The 19,359-nt window shown below is 65.0% G+C and carries 20 protein-coding genes; 10 read left to right on the forward strand and 10 right to left on the reverse strand.

Features of this window, described 5'->3' with window-relative positions:
- The first annotated feature begins 19 nt into the window (after positions 1-19).
- The 3 genes from prfA (at position 20) to ABIA42_RS31445 (ending at position 3,221) form a co-directional block, all read left to right on the forward strand.
- On the forward strand, positions 20-1,105 hold the full coding sequence (gene prfA / locus ABIA42_RS31435) for a peptide chain release factor 1 (RefSeq protein WP_271531217.1): 1,086 nt from the start codon (positions 20-22) through the stop codon (positions 1,103-1,105).
- A 3-nt stretch (positions 1,106-1,108) separates the two neighbouring features.
- On the forward strand, positions 1,109-1,990 hold the full coding sequence (gene prmC / locus ABIA42_RS31440) for a peptide chain release factor N(5)-glutamine methyltransferase (RefSeq protein WP_370117859.1): 882 nt from the start codon (positions 1,109-1,111) through the stop codon (positions 1,988-1,990).
- 460 nt (positions 1,991-2,450) lie between these two features.
- Positions 2,451-3,221, forward strand: a complete 771-nt coding sequence (locus tag ABIA42_RS31445) for a DUF4167 domain-containing protein (protein WP_370117856.1) — start codon at positions 2,451-2,453, stop codon at positions 3,219-3,221.
- A gap of 217 nt (positions 3,222-3,438) precedes the next feature.
- Here ABIA42_RS31445 and ABIA42_RS31450 read toward each other — a convergent pair whose 3' ends face one another.
- The gene (locus tag ABIA42_RS31450) at positions 3,439-4,182 is read right to left on the reverse strand and encodes a methyltransferase domain-containing protein (RefSeq protein WP_271531214.1); all 744 of its coding nucleotides are present in this window, start codon (positions 4,180-4,182) and stop codon (positions 3,439-3,441) included.
- A gap of 108 nt (positions 4,183-4,290) precedes the next feature.
- On the opposite strand from ABIA42_RS31450, the gene gloB reads away from it, so the two are divergent.
- Entirely contained in the window at positions 4,291-5,058 is a 768-nt protein-coding gene (gene gloB, locus ABIA42_RS31455) for a hydroxyacylglutathione hydrolase (RefSeq protein WP_271531213.1), read from the forward strand.
- Positions 5,059-5,081: 23 nt separating this feature from the next.
- On the forward strand, positions 5,082-5,504 hold the full coding sequence (locus ABIA42_RS31460; protein ID WP_271531212.1) for a cupin domain-containing protein: 423 nt from the start codon (positions 5,082-5,084) through the stop codon (positions 5,502-5,504).
- Position 5,505: 1 nt separating this feature from the next.
- On the opposite strand, the gene ABIA42_RS31465 is transcribed toward ABIA42_RS31460, so the two are convergent.
- The 3 genes from ABIA42_RS31465 to ABIA42_RS31475 all read right to left on the reverse strand — a co-directional run bounded on the left by ABIA42_RS31465 (position 5,506) and on the right by ABIA42_RS31475 (position 8,690).
- On the reverse strand, positions 5,506-6,375 hold the full coding sequence (locus ABIA42_RS31465; RefSeq protein WP_370117850.1) for a DMT family transporter: 870 nt from the start codon (positions 6,373-6,375) through the stop codon (positions 5,506-5,508).
- A 169-nt stretch (positions 6,376-6,544) separates the two neighbouring features.
- Entirely contained in the window at positions 6,545-7,270 is a 726-nt protein-coding gene (phbB, locus tag ABIA42_RS31470; protein ID WP_271531210.1) for an acetoacetyl-CoA reductase, read from the reverse strand.
- A gap of 241 nt (positions 7,271-7,511) precedes the next feature.
- Complete coding sequence (locus ABIA42_RS31475) at positions 7,512-8,690, reverse strand: acetyl-CoA C-acetyltransferase (RefSeq protein WP_370117847.1); 1,179 nt, start codon at positions 8,688-8,690, stop codon at positions 7,512-7,514.
- Between the two features lie 304 nt (positions 8,691-8,994).
- Here ABIA42_RS31475 and phaR point away from each other — a divergent pair, with 304 nt between their 5' ends.
- Positions 8,995-9,585 (forward strand): polyhydroxyalkanoate synthesis repressor PhaR, encoded by a 591-nt coding sequence (gene phaR, locus ABIA42_RS31480; protein ID WP_271531208.1) that lies wholly within the window; start codon positions 8,995-8,997, stop codon positions 9,583-9,585.
- Between the two features lie 41 nt (positions 9,586-9,626).
- Positions 9,627-10,247 (forward strand): trans-aconitate 2-methyltransferase, encoded by a 621-nt coding sequence (locus ABIA42_RS31485; RefSeq protein WP_370117843.1) that lies wholly within the window; start codon positions 9,627-9,629, stop codon positions 10,245-10,247.
- A 16-nt stretch (positions 10,248-10,263) separates the two neighbouring features.
- Here the strand turns inward: ABIA42_RS31485 and ABIA42_RS31490 are convergent, their stop codons facing one another.
- Complete coding sequence (locus ABIA42_RS31490) at positions 10,264-11,151, reverse strand: branched-chain amino acid aminotransferase (RefSeq protein WP_370117840.1); 888 nt, start codon at positions 11,149-11,151, stop codon at positions 10,264-10,266.
- A 108-nt stretch (positions 11,152-11,259) separates the two neighbouring features.
- On the opposite strand from ABIA42_RS31490, the gene ABIA42_RS31495 reads away from it, so the two are divergent.
- Positions 11,260-12,201 carry an alpha/beta hydrolase gene (locus tag ABIA42_RS31495; protein WP_370117837.1) on the forward strand — a complete coding sequence of 314 codons (942 nt, stop codon included), beginning with the start codon at positions 11,260-11,262 and terminating at the stop codon, positions 12,199-12,201.
- A gap of 3 nt (positions 12,202-12,204) precedes the next feature.
- Here ABIA42_RS31495 and ABIA42_RS31500 read toward each other — a convergent pair whose 3' ends face one another.
- Positions 12,205-12,450 (reverse strand): hypothetical protein, encoded by a 246-nt coding sequence (locus ABIA42_RS31500; protein WP_370117834.1) that lies wholly within the window; start codon positions 12,448-12,450, stop codon positions 12,205-12,207.
- Positions 12,451-12,664: 214 nt separating this feature from the next.
- Here ABIA42_RS31500 and ABIA42_RS31505 point away from each other — a divergent pair, with 214 nt between their 5' ends.
- A complete protein-coding gene (locus ABIA42_RS31505) occupies positions 12,665-13,537 on the forward strand; it encodes a hypothetical protein (protein ID WP_370123831.1) in 873 nt (290 codons plus the stop codon).
- A gap of 46 nt (positions 13,538-13,583) precedes the next feature.
- Here the strand turns inward: ABIA42_RS31505 and ABIA42_RS31510 are convergent, their stop codons facing one another.
- The 3 genes from ABIA42_RS31510 to ABIA42_RS31520 all read right to left on the reverse strand — a co-directional run bounded on the left by ABIA42_RS31510 (position 13,584) and on the right by ABIA42_RS31520 (position 15,987).
- Positions 13,584-14,144, reverse strand: coding sequence for a carboxymuconolactone decarboxylase family protein (locus ABIA42_RS31510; RefSeq protein ID WP_271531202.1), 561 nt, complete (start codon positions 14,142-14,144; stop codon positions 13,584-13,586).
- A gap of 107 nt (positions 14,145-14,251) precedes the next feature.
- A complete protein-coding gene (locus ABIA42_RS31515; RefSeq protein WP_271531201.1) occupies positions 14,252-15,415 on the reverse strand; it encodes a PLP-dependent cysteine synthase family protein in 1,164 nt (387 codons plus the stop codon).
- Positions 15,416-15,522: 107 nt separating this feature from the next.
- Entirely contained in the window at positions 15,523-15,987 is a 465-nt protein-coding gene (locus tag ABIA42_RS31520) for an Lrp/AsnC family transcriptional regulator (protein WP_370117829.1), read from the reverse strand.
- 163 nt (positions 15,988-16,150) lie between these two features.
- Between ABIA42_RS31520 and ABIA42_RS31525 the strand changes: the two genes are divergently transcribed.
- Entirely contained in the window at positions 16,151-17,164 is a 1,014-nt protein-coding gene (locus ABIA42_RS31525) for a 1-aminocyclopropane-1-carboxylate deaminase (RefSeq protein ID WP_271532230.1), read from the forward strand.
- 203 nt (positions 17,165-17,367) lie between these two features.
- Here ABIA42_RS31525 and recQ read toward each other — a convergent pair whose 3' ends face one another.
- The gene (recQ, locus tag ABIA42_RS31530) at positions 17,368-19,233 is read right to left on the reverse strand and encodes a DNA helicase RecQ (RefSeq protein WP_370117826.1); all 1,866 of its coding nucleotides are present in this window, start codon (positions 19,231-19,233) and stop codon (positions 17,368-17,370) included.
- Positions 19,234-19,359 lie beyond the last annotated feature (126 nt).

Consider the following 19,359-nt stretch of genomic DNA (forward strand, 5'->3'; position numbering starts at 1 on the left):
CGCTATTGAGACTGAACCGATGTCGTCACTCCCCGAAGCCAAACTGGACGTCCTGCTCGCGCATCACGCCTCGCTCGAGGCCGAATCGCTCGGACAACTCACCTCCGATCGATATGTGCAGATCACACGCGAGCTCGCCGAGATCACCCCGCTGGTCGAGGCGGTGAAGGCCTATCGCTCCGCCGTCAAGGAGCTGGCGGACACCGAGGCGCTGATCGCCGATCCCGCGACCGATGCCGAGATGCGCAGCATGGCGGAGGCCGAACGCGACGAGCTGACGCCAAAGATCGAGGAGCTGGTCCAGAAGATCCGCGTCGCGCTGTTGCCGAAGGACGCCATGGACGACCGCAACGTGGTGCTGGAAATCCGCGCCGGCACCGGCGGCGACGAAGCCTCGCTGTTCGCCGGCGACCTGTTCCGGATGTACGAGCGCTTTGCCAGCCTTCAGGGCTGGAAGGTCGAGGTGATCTCGGCCAGCGAAGGCACCGTCGGCGGCTACAAGGAAATCATCGCCGAGGTACAGGGCCGCGGCGCGTTCTCGAAGCTGAAGTTCGAATCCGGCGTGCACCGCGTGCAGCGCGTGCCCGACACCGAGACGCAGGGACGCATCCACACATCGGCAGCGACGGTGGCCGTGCTGCCGGAGGTCGAGGACGTCGACGTCGACATCAAGAACGACGACCTGCGGATCGAGACCATGCGCGCGCAAGGAGCGGGCGGCCAGCACGTCAACAAGACCGAATCGGCGATCCGCATCACCCACATCCCGACCGGCATCGTGGTGATGATGCAGGACAGCCGCTCGCAGCACAAGAACCGCGCCTCTGCCATGAACATCCTGCGCTCGCGCATCTACGACGCGGAGCGGCAACGCGTCGACGCCGCACGCTCCGCCGAGCGCAAGGAGAAGGTCGGCTCCGGCGACCGCTCCGAGCGCATCCGCACCTATAATTTTCCGCAAGGCCGCGTCACCGACCACCGCATCAACCTCACGCTCTACAAGCTGCCGCAGGTGATCGCGGGTGAAGCCTTGGGCGAATTGATCGACGCACTGACGACGGAGCACCAGGCCGCACAGCTCGCTGCGCAAGGCGCGGCGGCCTGAGGCGTGAGCAACCCCTTCACCGGGCAATCCATCGAGGGCGCGCGGCGCACGCTCGCTGCGCTATTGAGATCGGCACAGCTCGACGAAGCCGAGCTCGACGCCCGCATCCTGATCGGTGCGGTGCTCGGCCTCGACCTCACCGGCCTGGTCACGCAGGCTGCCCGTCCTCTGACCGCGGCCGAAGCATCACGGCTGGCGCAACATGCTCAGCGCCGCATCGCCGGCGAGCCGGTGGCGCGCATCCTCGGGACACGCGAATTCTGGGGCCTGCCATTCCGCTTGTCGGAAGCAACCCTGGTCCCGCGCCCCGATACCGAGACCGTGGTCGAGCTTGCACTCGAGATTTTTCGCAAGCGGCAGGCATCTCATCGGCCGCGTATCGCCGACATCGGCACCGGCTCCGGCGCGATCCTGCTCGCGCTGCTGCACGAAATTCCGGACGCTTCTGGCGTCGGCACCGATCTCAGCCAGAACGCGCTCAGAACCGCCAGGGACAATGCCGTCGCGCTCGGCCTCGCCGACCGCGCCGCCTTCGTCGCCTGCTCCTACGCCGCGGCGCTCCGCGGCCCGTTCGATCTCATCGTCTCGAACCCGCCCTATATTCCCTCGGGCGAGATTCCGAAATTGAGCATCGAGGTGCGCGGGCACGATCCGCATCTGGCGCTCGACGGCGGCAATGACGGATATGACGCCTACCGCGCGCTGATCCCCCAGGCGGCCGAAAGGCTCGCGCCCGGCGGAGCGCTGATCGTCGAGGCCGGACAGGGCCAGGCGCAAAATATTGAAACCTTGATGAGGGGCGCCGCGTTATCACTGGACCGGCCGCCCAAGGCTGACCTGGCGGGCATTCCCCGGGCCGTTTCGGCCCGAAAAATGCCTCCATAAAAGCCGATTGGGCTGCAAAAACCTCTTGGAATATCGCCTGGGAACGACTACGTTCCGTCCAACACATCGGTGCCGGCCCCGTACACGTACGGGCGAAAGCCGGGCTCTCGGGCGAGAGCATTACTGATTTAAAGGTTCCAAGCCGCAGGTCCTGTTGAGCGCGATGGCCAGTGGAGCTGCGCTGCTCTCCGACCGCAAGTGAACGAAAGCCTGATATTGCGCTTGAAGACTTACGCAAGAAAGCTGGGCTTGTTTCGGCAAGCGAAATGAATGGGTTCGCTGGCAATGAATGCTGGCGGGTGGGGAACGCGTCTTTGTTGAACGCGACGGTCGACGAACATTGGCAGGGCTCGATCCGGCTTGCGCGCGGTGCGCGCGAGAGATGTGAGCCGCTGTCCCCAGGTCACTCCTAGCAATCAGTAATGCGTGCAACCTTTAGGGCTGGAATCGAAGGCAGGACATGAGAAACGGTCAGAACAAGCAGCGGATGCGCAACCGCAACAACAATAACAACAACCGGCGCGGCCAGAACCCGATGACCCGGGTCTACGAGTCCAACGGACCCGACATCAAGATTCGCGGCACCGCTTCGCACATCGCTGAAAAGTATCTCCAGCTTGCGCGTGATGCGCGCTCCTCCGGCGACCCCGTTGCAGCCGAGAACTACTACCAGCATGCCGAGCATTATTTCCGCCTGATCGCTGCGGCCCAGGAGCAGTTCCGCCAGAGCCAGCAGCCGCGCGGCGATGAGCCCATCAGCAGCAGCGACGACGGCGAGGATGACGGCGAGAATTTCTCGGCCTTCGGCCAGGAGCCGGGTTTCGTCCCGCAGCCTCCGCAGCAGCCCTTCATGCGCGACCGCGATGGCCAGCGCGACCACCACCCGCGTGATCATCAGCAGCGCGACGGCCAGCAGCCCTATCAGCGCGACAACCAGCAGCCGCGCGAGCACCGCGAACGCGATCATCGTGCGCAGCCGCAATATCAGCCGCAGCCCGCCAACCAGCCGCAGCCCGTCATCGCCGATGCCGGCAGCGTCGATCGCCTGCCCTCCTTCATCACCGGCGCGCAGCCGCAAGTGAATGTCGCCGCGAATGGCGGCCAGGGCGGGTTTGAGGGTGCCGGTGGCGGCGAGCGCTATCCGCGGCGGCGGCGCCGGCCGCATGGCCCGCGCCCCGAGCGCGAGGCCGCCCCAGTCGCGTCCAGCGACGAGGTCGCCCCCGGCGAGTAGCCACTTCTGATTTCAGACCTGACTCGTCCCGGCCTCGCCGGGACGATTTGTTTGTGCCTGACTGAAGCGATCAGCGCTTGGGGCACGGACTACCTCTCCCGGTAGGGGGCGATGAGCCCAAAGCATGATCCGGAAAAGTGCGCAGCGGTTTTCCGAAAGGATCATGCTTGAACAACAGCTAAAGCGCGTTGGCGATTCATCCTAATCGCATCGCGCTTTAGCGCGTCACCGTCGTCTGGGACGGCACCAGCACCGGCTTCGCGAGCGAGGGAATCAGCCGCGCGCGCTCGCGCTTGGCGGGGATCGCGCGGTAGACCTGCTTGGTCGCCTCCACGATATGGACGCCGGCAAAGGGCAGCGACAACGCTGCGCCGGCGCGCTCCCACATCTGCGCCGATTTCAGCACCCAGCCTCCGGCATAAGGCGGCATGAACAGCGCTTCGCCCCAGGCGGTTGGCGTGAACCAGGTCTGGCGCAGCAGCTCGGTGATCTGCGAGCGCGAATAAGGCCGGCCGTGACCGAAGGGCGTACTGTCGGTGCGGGTCCACACCCCGCGCCGGTTCGGGATCACAGCGATCACGCGCCCGGACGGCGACAGCACGCGCCACACCTCGCGCAGCAGCGCGGCCGGATCGTCCGACATCTCCAGCGCGTGGACCAGGAGGATGCGGTCGACCGCGGCGTCAGGAAGCGGCAGCGAGAATTCGTCGACCAGCGAGGCCAGCGCCGGTCGTCCCGTCGGCCATTTCAGGACGCCCTGGGCCGCCGGCATGAAGGCGATGCAGCGCTCGGCGTCCTCGCGGAACAATCCCAGATAGGGCGTGGGATAGCCGATGCCGAGGACGCGCTGGCCCTCGGCGCTTGGCCAGCGCTCCCTGATGCCGCGATTGATCATTTGCCGCGCCACGATCCCGAGGCGGCGGGAATAGAACTCGCGGAGGTCGACGACGTCGATGGTCATGACGGCAATGTAACATGCGCAAGGCCGCCCCTGCGCGCGGAATATTGCATTGCCTGCGCAACGTTAACGCCATATTTGTCTGGCGGGGCTGAGCCCGATGGAGATGACATGGCCGCCGAAATTCGTACTTTCACCTGTTTAAACGACAATTTCGGTTATCTGATCCACGACGTGGAAACCAAGGCGACCGCGTCGATCGACGCGCCGGAGGCCGGCCCCATCCTCGAGGCCCTGGAGCGCGAGGGCTGGCAGCTCACCGACATCCTGATCACCCATCATCATGGCGATCATGTCGGCGGGGTTGCCGAACTCAAGCAGAAGTACGATTGCCGCGTCGTGGCGCCGCACGACAAGACGACGAAGATCGCGAATGTCGACCTGCGCGTCGCCAACGCCGACGTGGTAAAGATCGGCAATTTGCTGGCGCGCGTCGTGGAGACGCCCGGCCACACGCTCGACCACATCTCCTACGTGTTCGACACCGAGAAGACGGTCTTCGCCGCCGACACGCTGTTCTCGATCGGCTGCGGCCGCGTCTTCGAGGGCACCTACCCGATGATGTGGGATTCGCTTCTGAAGCTGCGGGCGCTACCCGACGACTTCAAGCTCTATTGCGGCCACGAATACACGGCGTCCAACGTCAAATTCGCGCTCACCATCGAGCCGGACAATGCGGCGCTCCAGGCGCGCGCCGCCGAAGTGACGAAGCTGCGGGCCGAGAACAAGCCCACGATTCCCTCACTGCTTGGTGACGAGAAGCGAGCAAACGTGTTCCTGCGGGCTGATGCGCCCGAGGTCGCAGCCAGGCTACACATGAAGGGCGCGGATGCCGCCGCGGTGTTCGGCGAACTGCGCGAGCGCAAGAACAAGTCCTGAAGAACAAGTCCTGACGGGAATCGATGCCGACCGCAGCCGAGATCATCGCGCGCCTCGAACTCCGACCGCATCCCGAAGGTGGGCACTACCGGGAAACGTTTCGTGATCTGGCCACGGACGCCAACGGACGTTCGCGCTCGACGCTGATCTATTTCCTGCTCGCACGCGGCGAACGCTCGCACTGGCACCGCGTCGATGCGGTCGAGACTTGGCATTACTACGCCGGCCACCCTTTGATCTTGCGCATCGCCCATGAAGGCTGCTCGCAGCATGAGGTGCGGCTGGGCAGCGACCTCATCGGCGGCGAGCGTCCGCAGGGTATCGTGCCTGCGAATGCCTGGCAGATGGCAGAAACCACGGGCGAGTGGACGCTGGTCGGCTGCACCGTGGCGCCAGCGTTCGAGTTCGCAGGCTTCGAGCTCGCGCCGAAGGGCTGGGAGCCGTAGCTCACCTCTTCCGCAGCACCATGTCCTTCGCCGCGATCAGGCCGCCGCCGGCGATCAGGATCGCGGCGATGGCGATGTTGGCGCTGGCCTTGGCATAGCCGGCGGCGATGAGGAAGCCGGTCGAGAGCAGCGGCGTCGCGTAGGAGGCGGCGCCGAGCACGCGGATGTCGCCGCGCTTCATGCCGATGTCCCAGGCGTAGAAGGCGGCGCCGACGGGGCCGATGCCGAGTGCGATGACCGAGAGCCATTGCACCGTGGTCTCCGGCCAGACCGTGGTTTCAAGCAGACCATGCATCAGCGCGGCCAGTACGGCCGTGGCGAGGCAGAAGCCCGCGACCGCGTCGGTCGGCACCGCCTTCAGCCGGCGCGACAGCACCGAATAGGCCGCCCAGACGAAAGCGGCGATGAAGGCCGCGATCAATCCCGGCACCGCGCCCGGCGCGAAGCCGAAGGTGTTGCCGGCGAACAGCAGCACGGTGCCGACGAGGCCAAGCACTGCGCCGATGATATGATGCGCGGCCAGCCGCTCGCCGGGCAGGAATGACGAGAACAGCACGATCAGCAGCGGCCACAGGTAATTCAGAAGGCCGGCTTCGGCCGGCGGCGCGAAGCGCAGCGCGAGAAAGTACAGCGCATGATAGCCGAACAAGCCACCGACGCCGACGACCCAGACGACGAGCGGCTGGCGCAGGCTTTTCGCCGCCTCGCTCCGCCCGATCCAGGTGAGCAGCCCGACGACACCGCCGATCGCGAAGGTCATCGCGGCGAGCTGGAACGCCGGGATCCTTCCGGTCGCCACCGTCATCACCGACAGCAGCGACCACATCAGGATCGCGGTCAATCCGATCAGCGTCGCGGTGCGGGGAGTCATTTTGGAAGGCCTCGTCATTCCGGGATGACGCGTAGCGTCAGACCCGGAATCTCGAGATTCCGGGTTCACCGCTGTCGCGGCGCCCCGGAATGACAGTGCATGGCCGAATGCCCGGGACAAGCCCGCGCATGACGATGTGGACAATATCAGCCCGCGTGATGCGATCGCATCACACCATGTACTGGCCGCCGTTGACGGTCAGGGTCGAGCCGGTGATGAAGCCGGCCTCGTCGGCCGCGAGGAACACCACCGCGCGCGCGATCTCTTCGGGCTCGCCGAGCCGGCTGGCCGGGATCTGCGGGATCACGTTCTTCTCCAAGACGTCCTTCGGCACCGCCTGCACCATTTCGGTGTTGATGTAGCCCGGGCAGATCGCATTGACGGTGATGCCGCCCTTGGCGTTCTCGAGCGCGAGCGCCTTGGTGAAGCCGATGTCGCCGGCCTTCGCGGCGGAATAGTTGACCTGACCGAACTGCCCCTTCTGGCCGTTGATCGACGAGATCGAGATGATGCGGCCGAACTTGCGCGTGCGCATGCCCTCGATGACCTGGCGCGTCATGTTGAACAGCGAGCCCAGATTGGTGTTGATGACGGCGGTCCACTGCTCGAGCGTCATCTTGTGGAAGGCGGTATCGCGGGTAATGCCGGCATTGTTGACGAGCACCTCGATCGGCCCGAGATCGGCTTCGACCTTCTTCACGCCCGCCGCGCAGGCATCGAAGCTGCTGACGTCCCATTTGTAGGTCGCGATGCCGGTCTCGGCCTTGAACTTCTCCGCCGCCGCATCGTTGCCGGCATAGTTCGCCGCGACCTTGTAGCCGGCCGCCTTCAGCGCCTTGCTGATTGCCGCTCCGATGCCCCGCGTACCACCCGTCACCAGTGCAACACGTGCCATATCGTATTCCTTCCCTTGGACTCTTCGGACGCTTCTGACGTGATTGTTTTTAGCTGCGGATTATGCGGGACGTTTGACGGACATCAAGAACAAAACGCCCGGCGTGAGCCGGGCGTTTCTCTTTAGTCGAGGCTTGCGTGGTTGCGAAGAATATTTGATTTGCAACCGCTGCCTTTTTAGTCGCGTGCAACGCACGCGCTGACGTGTGCGGCGCACGCGTCAGCTCCGTGCAAGGTCGTCGTCAGTCGCGCGCCACACACATGGCGATGCCCATGCCGCCGCCGATGCACAGCGTGGCAAGGCCCTTCTTCGAATCACGCTTCTGCATTTCGTGCAGCAGCGTCACCAGCACGCGTGCGCCGGATGCGCCGATCGGATGGCCGATCGCGATCGCGCCGCCGTTGACGTTGACCTTGGACGTGTCCCAGCCGAGGTCCTTGTTGACGGCGCAGGCCTGCGCCGCGAAGGCTTCGTTGGCCTCGATCAGGTCGAGATCGCCGACGCTCCAGCCGGCCTTCTTCAGCGCGGCGCGCGAGGCCGGGATCGGGCCCGAGCCCATGATCTTCGGATCGACACCGGCCTGAGCCCAGGACACGATGCGCGCGATCGGCTTCTTGCCTTCCTTGGCCGCCTGCTTGGCGGTCATCAGCACCACCGCGGCGGCGCCGTCGTTGATGCCGGAGGCCGAGCCCGCGGTCACCGTGCCGTCCTTCTCGAAGGCGGGCTTGAGCTTGGCCATCGCGTCGAGGGTGGCGCCATGACGCGGATATTCGTCGGCGCTGACGACGACGTCGCCCTTGCGGGTCTTGATGGTGACGGGCACGATCTCGTCGTTGAACCTGCCGGCCTTCTGCGCGGCCTCCGCCTTCTGCTGCGAAGCAACGGCGAATTCGTCCTGCTGGGCGCGGGTGATCTGCCACTGCCGTGCGACGTTCTCGGCGGTGTTGCCCATGTGGTAGCCGTTGAAGGCATCCCACAGGCCGTCCTTGATCATGGTGTCGACCAGTTCGAGACCGCCCATCTTGACGCCACCGCGCAGGTGCTGGGCGTGCGGGGCCATGCTCATGGATTCCTGGCCGCCTGCGACCACGATCTCGGAATCACCATTGAGCAGCGCCTGATAGCCGAGCGCAACCGTGCGCAGGCCCGAGCCGCAAAGCTGGTTCACGCCCCAGGCCGGGCTCTCCACCGGAATGCCGGCAGCGATCGAAGCCTGACGGGCCGGGTTCTGGCCCTGGGCGGCGGTCAGGATCTGACCCATGATGACCTCGGAGACCCGGCCGGGCTCGATGCCACCACGCTCCAGCGCGGCCTTGATGGCGATGGCGCCGAGATCGTGGGCGGGAAGGGTCGCGAACGCTCCGTTGAAGCTACCGACCGGGGTGCGGGCGGCGCTGACGATGACGACATCGTCTGACATGGGCATCTCCTGGGTTTGAAGGGGGCAGGCGGGGCTGGGGAAAAGGGCTCGCCAGTCTCGAATGGCATCCTGTTAACGTCGTTGAGGCATGTCAATCGGACGGTCTCCGAATTCATGCCGCAGCGCATTCAAAATAGCGTTCTTGGCGCTTTCGCAAGCAAGATTTTGCTCTGCAATTAACCGTGCCGCACAAAACGGTAGCGTGAGCCCGTTGAAAATGCTTATTTTGTTGCGTTGCGTACTCTTCCCGCCCTGCGGCATTGCCCGGCAGGTTCCCGTTCTCCGCGTTTGCAAGTGAGAGCCCATGGCGAAATCAGACCAACCCACCACCATCAAGAAATACGCGAACCGCCGGCTCTATAACACCGGAACGAGTACCTACGTGACGCTGGAAGACCTCGCCGCCATGGTCAAGGATGGCGAAGATTTCCTGGTCTATGACGCCAAGTCCGGCGACGACATCACCCGCTCCGTGCTCGCCCAGATCATCTTCGAGCAGGAGAACAAGGCCGGCCAGAACCTGCTGCCGACCACCTTCCTCCGCCAGCTCATCCGCTTCTATGGCGACAGCATGCAGATGGTGGTGCCGAAATATCTGGAGCAGTCGATTGCGACGCTGACGCAGGAGCAGGAGAAGTTCCGCAAGCAGATCGCCAATACGCTGTCCGGCACTCCTTTTGCTCCGTTGGAGGAGCAAGTCCGCCGCAACATGGAGCTGTTCCAGCAGACCTTCTCGATGTTCAAGCCGTTCGCGGCGCCCCGTCCGACCACCACTTCCGAGCCGGAGCCCGATGCGAGTACCGAGGCGCCGAAGGACAGCAATATCGATGATCTGCGCCAGCAGATGAAGGAGATGCAGGAACGCCTCGAGCGGATGTCGAAGAAGGACGAGTAGTCCTTCATTGCACCGGCCCCTGGCGAGCCGGAGGACGAGCCATGTCTGACCGAGCCACCCATTGGGAGCATGTCTACGCCACCAAGGGCGAAGCCGAGGTCAGCTGGTTTCAGGACAGCCCGACAATCTCGCTCGAGATGATCCACGCGGCCAATCCGGATCATGGCGCAGCCATCATCGATATCGGCGGCGGCGCCTCGCGGCTGGTCGATGCGCTGCTGCAGGACGGATATCGCGACGTCGCCGTGCTGGATCTCTCTGCCAACGCGCTCGATGCGGCGAAGAAGCGAATCGGCGGAGCCGGTTCGATCGTCGACTGGATCGTTGCCGACGCCACGACGTGGCAGCCGGCGAAGACCTACGACGTCTGGCACGATCGCGCCGCGTTTCACTTCCTGACCGACCCGCGCGACAGGGCGGCCTACGTCGAACGCCTGCGATCAGCGCTTGCCCCCGGCGGACAAGTCATCATCGGCACGTTCGCGCCCGATGGTCCTGAGAAATGCAGCGGCCTGCCGGTACAGCGACACGACAGCGCGAGCCTTGCGGCGGAGCTCGGGCCCGAGTTTGGGCTCGTCGAGACGCGCAACGAGACGCATCACACGCCGTGGGATTCAACGCAGGCGTTTCAGTTCAGCCGTTTCCGGAGGAGCGGCTTGTAAGCACGCGACAGCCAGCTCAAGCCGCCAGCTTCACCGCATGCGCGAAATCCCAATAGAGCTTGCGCGCCCTCGTGTAGAACGGGCCCGGCTTCAGCTCGCGCTCGTCGATGCGGATCACGGGCGCGACCTTGGCGAAATTGCCGGATGAAAAGATCTCGTCGGCGGCAAGGAAATCGGCATAGCGCAGCGTCTTCTCGACCACGGTGACGCCGTCGGCACGAAGCAGGCTGATGACACGCTGGCGCGTGATGCCGTTCAGGAAAGTGCCGTTCGGCACCGGCGTGAAGACCACGCCGTCCTTCGCCATGAACACGTTCGAATTGCCGAACTCGGCGACGTTGCCGAGCATGTCGAGCATCAGCGCGTTGTTGAAGCCGCGTGCGGCGGCCTCGGCGAGCGCGCGCGAATTGTTCGGATAGAGGCAGGCCGCCTTGGCCTCGACCGGCGCGCATTCGGCGGTGGGCCTGCGGAACGGCGACAGCGTGATCGCGTTGCCGACAGGTTTTGGCATCGGCGCCTCGGAGATGCACAGGCACCAATTGGTGGTCTCGGGGTCGAACAGCACGCCGCCGCCGCTCCCGTTCTGCGCCCAATACATCGGACGGATATAGAGCTCGGCATCCCTCCCAAATCGGGCAATGCCTTCGGTTGCGAGCGCAAGCCAGGCGCCGGTATCGAGCAGCGGCTTCAGGCCAAAATTGATCGCCGATTGATTGACACGGGCGACGTGCCGGTCGAGATCGGGCGCAACACCCTCGAACGCGCGCGCGCCGTCGAACACGACCGAGCCGAGCCAGACCGCATGCGTGCGCGAGCCCATGATCGGCACATTGCCCTCGTGCCATTCGCCCTCGAAGAAGGTCCAGCTCAGCGAATAGTCGATGGGCTTCTTGATCTCGGCCATGACCGGCCTCCCCTTGGAAGTATCCGGGCACTATTGCCCCAATTTCTAAAAGATTCCCTGCGGGGACCTGGTGAGTTACCCTCCCCTCGTGGGAGAAAGGAGAGATCCATGCCGCTCGATCCGCTCGCCAAGCGTTTGTTGACCATGATGGCTGCGGCTGCGCCGCAGGCGCGGAGCCGGCCCAGCGTGGAAGCGCGGCGGCAATCGCTGGCAAAGCTGATGCAGTTCGCGCGTACCGAGGCACCGGATGTGACGACCTCCGACGGCATGCTGACCGGCCGCGCCGGCGAACTGCCCTATCGCCTCTACACGCCGGCGAGCGCCGAGGAGCTCGCACCGGGATTCGTGTTCTTTCACGGCGGCGGGCTCGTCGCCGGCAGCATTGCCACGCACGACCGCATCGCGGCCGCGCTGGCGCATGCCACCGGCTGCCGCCTCGTGTCGGTCGACTACCGGCTCGCGCCCGAGCACAGATTCCCCGCCGCCGTCGATGACGCGATCGCCGCCACCGAATGGGTGGCGCGCGAGGCGGCATCGCTCGGCATCGACGCGGACCGCCTGGTAATCGGCGGCGATTCCGCCGGCGCCACGCTCGCTGCGGTCGTGTGCCAGGAGGCGGCTCAGACCGCCGGCCTCTCCATCGCCGCGCAATGCCTGATCTGCCCGGTGCTGGATTTCGAGGAAACCTCGCCCTCGCGCGAGGCCTTTGCCGAGGGCCACCTGATCGACCGCGTCACGATCGAAGCCGATCTTTCCGACTATCTGCCCGAGGGCATCGACGCCGCCGACCCCCGCGTCTCTCCGTTGCGCGCGACACGGCTGGCGGGCCTGCCGACCGCGATCATCCATACCGCCGAGTACGACCCGATGCGCGACGAAGGCAATGCCTATGCCCGCAAGCTGCTCGCCGCGGGCGTCGTCGTCGAGCATGTCTGCCACGACGGCATGGTCCACAATTTTCACGCGATGGGCGCGATCCTGCCGCAGGCGCAGCTCGTGCTGTCGCAGATCGGCGAGCAGGTGCGGAGGGCGGTGAAGAAGTCAGTGTGAGAATCACACTCTTGCGTCGAGAACGGCTCTGGCTGCCACGAGATATTCAGGCCAATGCGCATCCGCATAGCGCTCGGCCTGCCGTGCGCAAGTGACGTCGGGCGCATGCGCGGCGGCGATCATGCGCGCAAAGCGTTCTTCGGCAACCGTCGCATCATCGACCTCTGGCGCCGGCGCGGCCGCCACGGCGGTCGGAGCGAGGGCGAGCCCCGCCATTCCGGCGAGCAGGATGCGGCGTGACGTGTTCATGGCTGTCGTCCTCCGTTGTCCGGCCTGCACTCCGGCAGGCGAGAGTGTCGGTGCAGTCACGACAGGGTAGCCGCGCGCGTCGATACAGTCCATCGTTTGCGGATAACGCTTGACCACGGGAACGATCACGTTCCATCTAGCATGAGGCTCAGCAACCAAGCCCCACGCGTCGGATTGTCACGTGTCAAACCGCAGCCCATCGCATCGTCCGGCTTTGCGCGCTGTCGCGCTGGGGCTGGCCTGCCTGACGGTTTCAGCAAGCGCTGCCTTCGCCACCGAGGCGGAGGAGGACGCACCGGCAAAGCCGACTGTTCCGAACATCTACCTCGACCTCCGCACCAGCTACGCGACGATCCCCGCAGGCACGCTCGGGCTCGGCTTCGGCACCACCTCGCTGTCGGCTGCGTTCCAAGCCCTGGCGGCGCGACGAGGCACGACGCTGCCGAACGGCTTGCCGGCGGCACAATCGATTGCCGTTGACCTGCCGCTGACCGTCGACGTCACCGACCGTGTCTCGCTCTATGGCGGCGTATCCGGATCGACGACGGATCTCGGCGGCGGCTGGTCGTCCTTTGACATCACCAGCTGGAACATCGGCGTGCAAGCCGACCTCTACCAGCAGAATGGCGGCAAGATCCCGACGATCACGCTGCAATCGACGCTGACGCAGTCGGTGCCGAACGAGCAGGGCATGGTGAATTCCTTCAACAACATTCTGGAATTCGACTACGCGCTCGACGAGGACGAGACGCGGGGCTGGTTGGCCGGCGTGCAATACACCACCGCCACCATTGCCAGCCCGTTCGCCAGCATCCGGCCGAACACGGTGCTCTATGCCGGCGGCTATTACCAATGGCCGAGCAACTGGAAGTTCACCGGGCGCCTCGGCATGCAGTCCTTCGGTGGCGCACAGCTCGCGGGACGGACGATCGCGGAGTCCTTCACCCAGCCGATCCTGCGGCTCGACCTTGACCGCATGGACGACAACGACAACCGACTGTTCGGCATCACCGCGCTGATCGCGTGGACGCCGAAGCCGTCCTATCAGCTGACGTTGCGAACGCCGCTCTACGCCGTGCGCAATTGAGCATGGTCCCGGAAAAGGATCATGCTCAAACGAAACGATGCCGCTGCTAATCCGGCACCGGGACGTCGAACGTGTTGAGCGTGACCGAGACCATGCAGTAGACGCCGACGAGATAGGACAGCTCGGCCGCGCCGTGTTCGCCGAACTCCTTCACCGCCGCGCGATAGGTCAGCTCCGGCAGCACGCCACCGCTGACCAGTGCCGAGGCCATGTCATAGGCGACAGCCTCCTGCCTGGTGAGGTCCACCGGTCGCTGCCCGGCGACGATGGTCGCCAGCTTCTCGTCGGAGAGACCGCGCTGCTCGGCGACCAGAACGTGGGCATAGAGCTCGTAACCGGACCGGAAATGCGAGCCGGTGACGAGGATCGCGACCTCGCGCACCGGCGCGGGCAGCAGCGGGTTCGACGCGACCGCCTTGACCAGCTCCCACACCGGCTTGCCGAAGCGCGGCTCGCGGATCCAGGGATTCCAGGGCCCGAGCAGCGCGCCGTCGTCGCGCATGTTCACAAAGCCCTTGAAATGGCCCTTGATGCCGGCTCGCATGTCGTCATAGAGCGGCTTCTGTTCGTCAGTCAGATCCTTGGGATCGAGAATGGGAAGGCGCACGGCAGGATCTCCTCGTTGAGACCACAACCGTCACCTGCATGCGTGCGCAGGGCAAGTGAAGTTGCCGTGACGACCGTGCCAATTTGAAAAACGGCGGGAAGACGCTGCTATGACGCGGCGGGGCTTCGCACGCCCTGCGGATTGAAGACGTCATCGACATCGAGCCTCAACGGCTCGCCTGTCGCGAGGAACGACGACAAGGCCGCCTCGTACGGCGCCGGATCGAGGCCGCGCGCTTTCAGCCATGCGGGCTCGTAACAGGTCTGCCGATAGCGCTCGCCGGAATCGCAGATCAGCGTCACGAGCGAGCCCGTCACGTTCGCTTGGCGCATTTCCGAGGCGAGCCGGCACAACGCCAGGAAGTTGGTGCCGGTGGAGCCGCCGACCGCGCGGCGCAGCCGGCGCGACAGCACGTTCATCGCCGCGATCGTCGCCGCATCCGGGATTTTCATCATGCGATCGACCACACCCGGCACGAAGGACGGCTCGCAGCGCGGCCGGCCGACGCCCTCGATCAGCGAGGGGCGGTCGCAGACATGGGAGCGGTCCTGCGAGCGGAAGCAGTCGAAGAACGCGGAATGTTCGACATCGGCGACGCATAGCCGCGTCGGATACTGCCGATAGCGCAGATAGCGCCCGATGGTGGCCGAGGTGCCGCCGGTGCCGGCACCCATCACGATCCAGTCCGGCAGCGGGCGCGGCTCGCCCTGCAATTGCGTGAAGATGGACTCGGCGATGTTGTTGTTGCCACGCCAGTCGGTGGCGCGCTCGGCGAAGGTGAACTGATCCATGTAGTGGCCGTTCAGACGGGCGGCGAGCGCCGCGGCGTCCGCATAGAGTGCGCGACCGTCGTCGATCAAATGGCAGTTGCCGCCATAATGCTCGATCGCGGCAATTTTCTCCGCCGAGGTCGTCCGCGGCATCACGGCGTAGAAGGGCACGCCGATCATCTGCGCGAAATAGGCTTCCGAAACCGCCGTCGATCCCGACGATGCCTCGACGACGGGGGTGCCTTCGCCGATGTGGCCGTTGCAGAGCGCATAGAGGAACAGCGAGCGCGCGAGGCGATGCTTCAGGCTGCCGGTCGGATGCGTGGACTCATCCTTGAGATAGATGTCGATGCCGGAGAGCGCCGGCACGATCAACCGGATCAGATGCGTGTCGGCGGTGCGGCACTGGTCGGCCTCGATCGCGGCGACGGCCTCGTCGACCCAGCCGCGTCGATAGGCCGGCCCGGCCCGATTGGACTGGCGGAGGGGGAATGTCTGCATGGTATGAATCTCTCATGATGCGGATCGCGCATCAAGTGCGCTTGATTTTGTTTTGACGCGCTTTATGGCGCGAACCGGTTTCCACTTCGCTGGAAGAACGCTTCTGCTCAAAACTCCAGCGGCGCGTTGTCGACGACTTCCTTCATCACGAAGAAGGTTCGGGTCTGGCGCACGCCGGGCAGCGCGATGAGCTGCTCGCCATGGATGCGGTTGAAATCCTCCATGTCGCCGACGCGGATCTTGAGGAAGTAGTCGAAGTCGCCGGCGACCAGGTGGCAGTCGAGCACGAATTTCAACTTCGCGATGGCCTTTTCGAAGGTGGCAAAACTCTCAGGCGTCGAGCGGTCGAGCACGACGCCGACCATCACCAGCGTGCCCTTCGCCAGCTTCTTCGGCGCGACCATGGCGCGCACGGTGGCAATGAAGCCATCCTCGAACAGGCGCTGGGTGCGGCGATGGCAGGTGGCGGGGCTGATCGCGACCGTCTCGGCCAGCTCGGCATTGCTGAGCCGTCCGTTATTTTGCAGCAATCTCAGTATCTTAAGGTCGATGCGGTCAAGTCGAGAGTCCACGGAAGAAGCTTTCACTTATGACGAATTGTTTGGAAGAAATCTGGCTCATCTGGCCAATCTCTGCAAGAGACAAGCAATGTTGACCCAATATTCGAGAGCACATTTTTCCGGGGCGGTGCTAGCTCCGTCCCCAGACGCCACCGCCAAATCGGGATAACCAATGATGCTGGAAAAATTCGCGCGCTACCCGCTGACCTTCGGCCCGACGCCGATCGAGAAGCTGGAGCGACTGTCAAAACACCTCGGCGGCAATGTCGAGATCTATGCCAAGCGCGAGGACTGCAATTCCGGCCTCGCCTATGGCGGCAACAAGCTGCGCAAGCTCGAATACATCATTCCCGATGCGATCGCCTCCAACGCCGACACGCTGGTCTCGATCGGCGGCGTGCAGTCCAACCACACCCGCATGATCGCCGCGGTCGCGGCCAAGATCGGCATGAAGTGCCGCCTCGTGCAGGAGGCCTGGGTGCCGCACGAGGACGCGGTCTATGACCGGGTCGGCAACATCATGCTCTCGCGCATCATGGGCGCCGACGTGCGCCTGGTCGACGACGGCTTCGACATCGGCATTCGCAAGAGCTGGGAACAGGCGATCGAGGAGGTGAAGGCGGCGGGCGGCAAGCCTTACGCGATTCCCGCCGGCGCCTCCGTGCATAAGTTTGGCGGCCTCGGCTATGTCGGCTTCGCGGAAGAGGTGCGCAAGCAGGAAGCCGAGCTCGGCTTCAAGTTCGACTACATCATCGTCTGCACGGTCACCGGCTCCACCCATGCCGGCATGCTGGTCGGCTTCGCCGCCGACGGCCGCGCCCGCAAGGTGATCGGCATCGACGCGTCCTTTACGCCGGCGCAGACCAAGACGCAGGTGCTCGAGATCGCGCAGAACACCGCAAAGCTCGTCGAGCTCGGCAAGGACCTCGTCGCCGACGACGTCGTGCTGATCGAGGACTACGCTTATCCCGCCTATGGCGTGCCGTCGGAAGAGACCAAGGAGGCGATCCGCCTGACCGCGCGGCTCGAAGGCATGATCACCGACCCCGTCTACGAGGGTAAGTCGATGCAGGGCCTGATCGACCTCGCGAAGAAGGGCTATTTCGAGAAGGGCGCGAAGATCCTCTACGCCCATCTCGGTGGCGCGCCCGCGCTGAACGGATATGCGTATGCGTTCAGGAATGGGTGAGTGAGGGCATAGCCCTCGCCTTGTACACAGCTGTCGTCCCGGACAAGCGCAGCGAAGCGAAGCGCTGATCCGGGACCCATACGCCGCAGCAATAGTTTTACGAAGGCTCGTACTTGCCAGCCTGCCGTCCCACACCGGCCTGTGGTTATGGATCCCGGATCTGCGCTACGCTTGTCCGGGATGACGGCGGAGTTTTTGGCTTGCTACCGCGTCCTGACGATCTGCAGCAGCTCGTCGCCGTAATGCTCGAGCTTCTTGTCGCCGATCCCCGGCACGTTGCGGAGTTCGTCCAGCGTCGTCGGCCATGCCCGGACGATGCCGTCGATCGTTGCGTCGTGCAGCACCACGTAGGCCGGCACGCCACGTTCGCGCGCGACGTCTGAACGCCAGGCGCGCAGGCGCGCGCGCAGCTCGGGATCGACATCGCCCTGCGGCGCGCTGGCCGCGGGCGCAAGATCGCCGCGGCGGGATTTGGCCCGACTCGAACGGATCCGGGTGCCCGGCGCCTCCTCGCGCAGCCACACGTCCGTTTCGCCGCGCAGCACACCACGCGATGACTCCGTCAGCTTCAGCGCGCCAAACGCTTCGCTGTCGCTTCGCAGATGTCCCATGGCCATCAGTTGCCGCAGCACCGTGCGCCATTGGTTCTCGTTGAGCTCGCGGCCGATGCCGAACACCGACAGCTTGTCGTGGCCGAACTGCGTCACCTTCTCGGTCAGGCGCCCCACCAGCACGTCGATCAAATGCATCGCGCCAAAGCGCTGGCCGGTGCGATAGACGCAGGACAGCAGCTTCTGCGCCAGCACCTTGCCGTCGCGCATCTTGGGCGGCGTCAGGCAATTGTCGCAATTGCCGCAGCTCTCGCCCATCACGATCTCGCCGAAATAGGCGAGCAGACGCCGGCGCCGGCAGTGCGGCGTCTCGGCAAGGCCGACCAGCGCATCGAGCTTGCCGATCGAGACCCGCTTGAATTCGTCGGAAGCGTTGGACTCGTCGATCATGCGGCGCTGCTGCACGATGTCCGAGAGGCCATAGGCCATCCAGGCCGTCGACGGTTTGCCGTCACGGCCGGCGCGCCCCGTCTCCTGGTAGTAGGCCTCGATGCTCTTGGGCAGGTCGAGATGGGCGACGAAGCGCACGTCGGGCTTGTCGATGCCCATGCCGAACGCCACGGTCGCGACGATGACGATGCCGTCCTCGTTGAGAAAGCGGTCCTGGTTGCGCGAGCGCACGCTGCCGTCGAGCCCGGCGTGGTAGGGCAGCGCCGCAATGCCGGCGTCTTGAAGCGCGGCGGCGACCTCCTCGACCCGGTTGCGCGACAGGCAATAGACCACGCCGGCATCGCCCATGTGCCGCTCGCGGATGAGTTCCTTCAGCTGCGACACCGCGTTGCGCTTGTCGACGATCTCGTAGCGGATGTTGGGCCGGTCGAAGCTCGAGACGAATTGCGGCGCCCCCGTGAGCTGGAGTCGATCGACGATCTCCTTGCGCGTCATCTCGTCGGCAGTCGCGGTCAGCGCGATGCGCGGCACGTCGGGAAACCGCTCGGCGATGATGGAGAGGCCGACATATTCGGGACGGAAGTCATGGCCCCATTGCGAGACGCAATGCGCCTCGTCGATCGCAAACAGCGCCACCTTCGCCTGCGCCAGCAGCGACAGGCAGCGCGGCGTGACCAGGCGTTCCGGCGCGACATAGAGCAGGTCGAGATCGCCCGCGAGAAGGCGTCGCTCGATGTCGGACGCCTCCTGCGGCGTCAACGACGAGTTCAGCGCGGCGGCATTGACGCCGGCCTCGATCAGCCCGGCAACCTGGTCGCGCATCAGCGCGATCAACGGCGACACCACGATGCCGCAGCCTTCGCGCAGCAAGGATGGAAGCTGATAGCACAGTGACTTGCCGCCGCCGGTCGGCATCAGCACGAGGCAATTGCCGCCGTCGGTGACATGCCGGATGATCTCGCCCTGCGCGCCGCGAAAACCCGGCAGGCCGAACACCGAATGCAACACCGACAGCGCGTCGCGGCCGTTGGCCGGCGCAGAGAGCGGAGCGGTGGAGGGAGCGGACATGGGCGTGTCGGGAACAATGCCGTGAGATTCGTCACAACGCCAGTCGCATGGCAGCGCGGGCGTGGCAAGGCCATCTTCTCCCTCTCCCCGCTTGCGGGGCGGGGGGAATCGCATATGGATTTCACG

The sequence above is a fragment of the Bradyrhizobium sp. USDA 327 genome (assembly GCF_041262065.1).
In the GTDB taxonomy this organism is placed as follows: domain Bacteria; phylum Pseudomonadota; class Alphaproteobacteria; order Rhizobiales; family Xanthobacteraceae; genus Bradyrhizobium; species Bradyrhizobium liaoningense.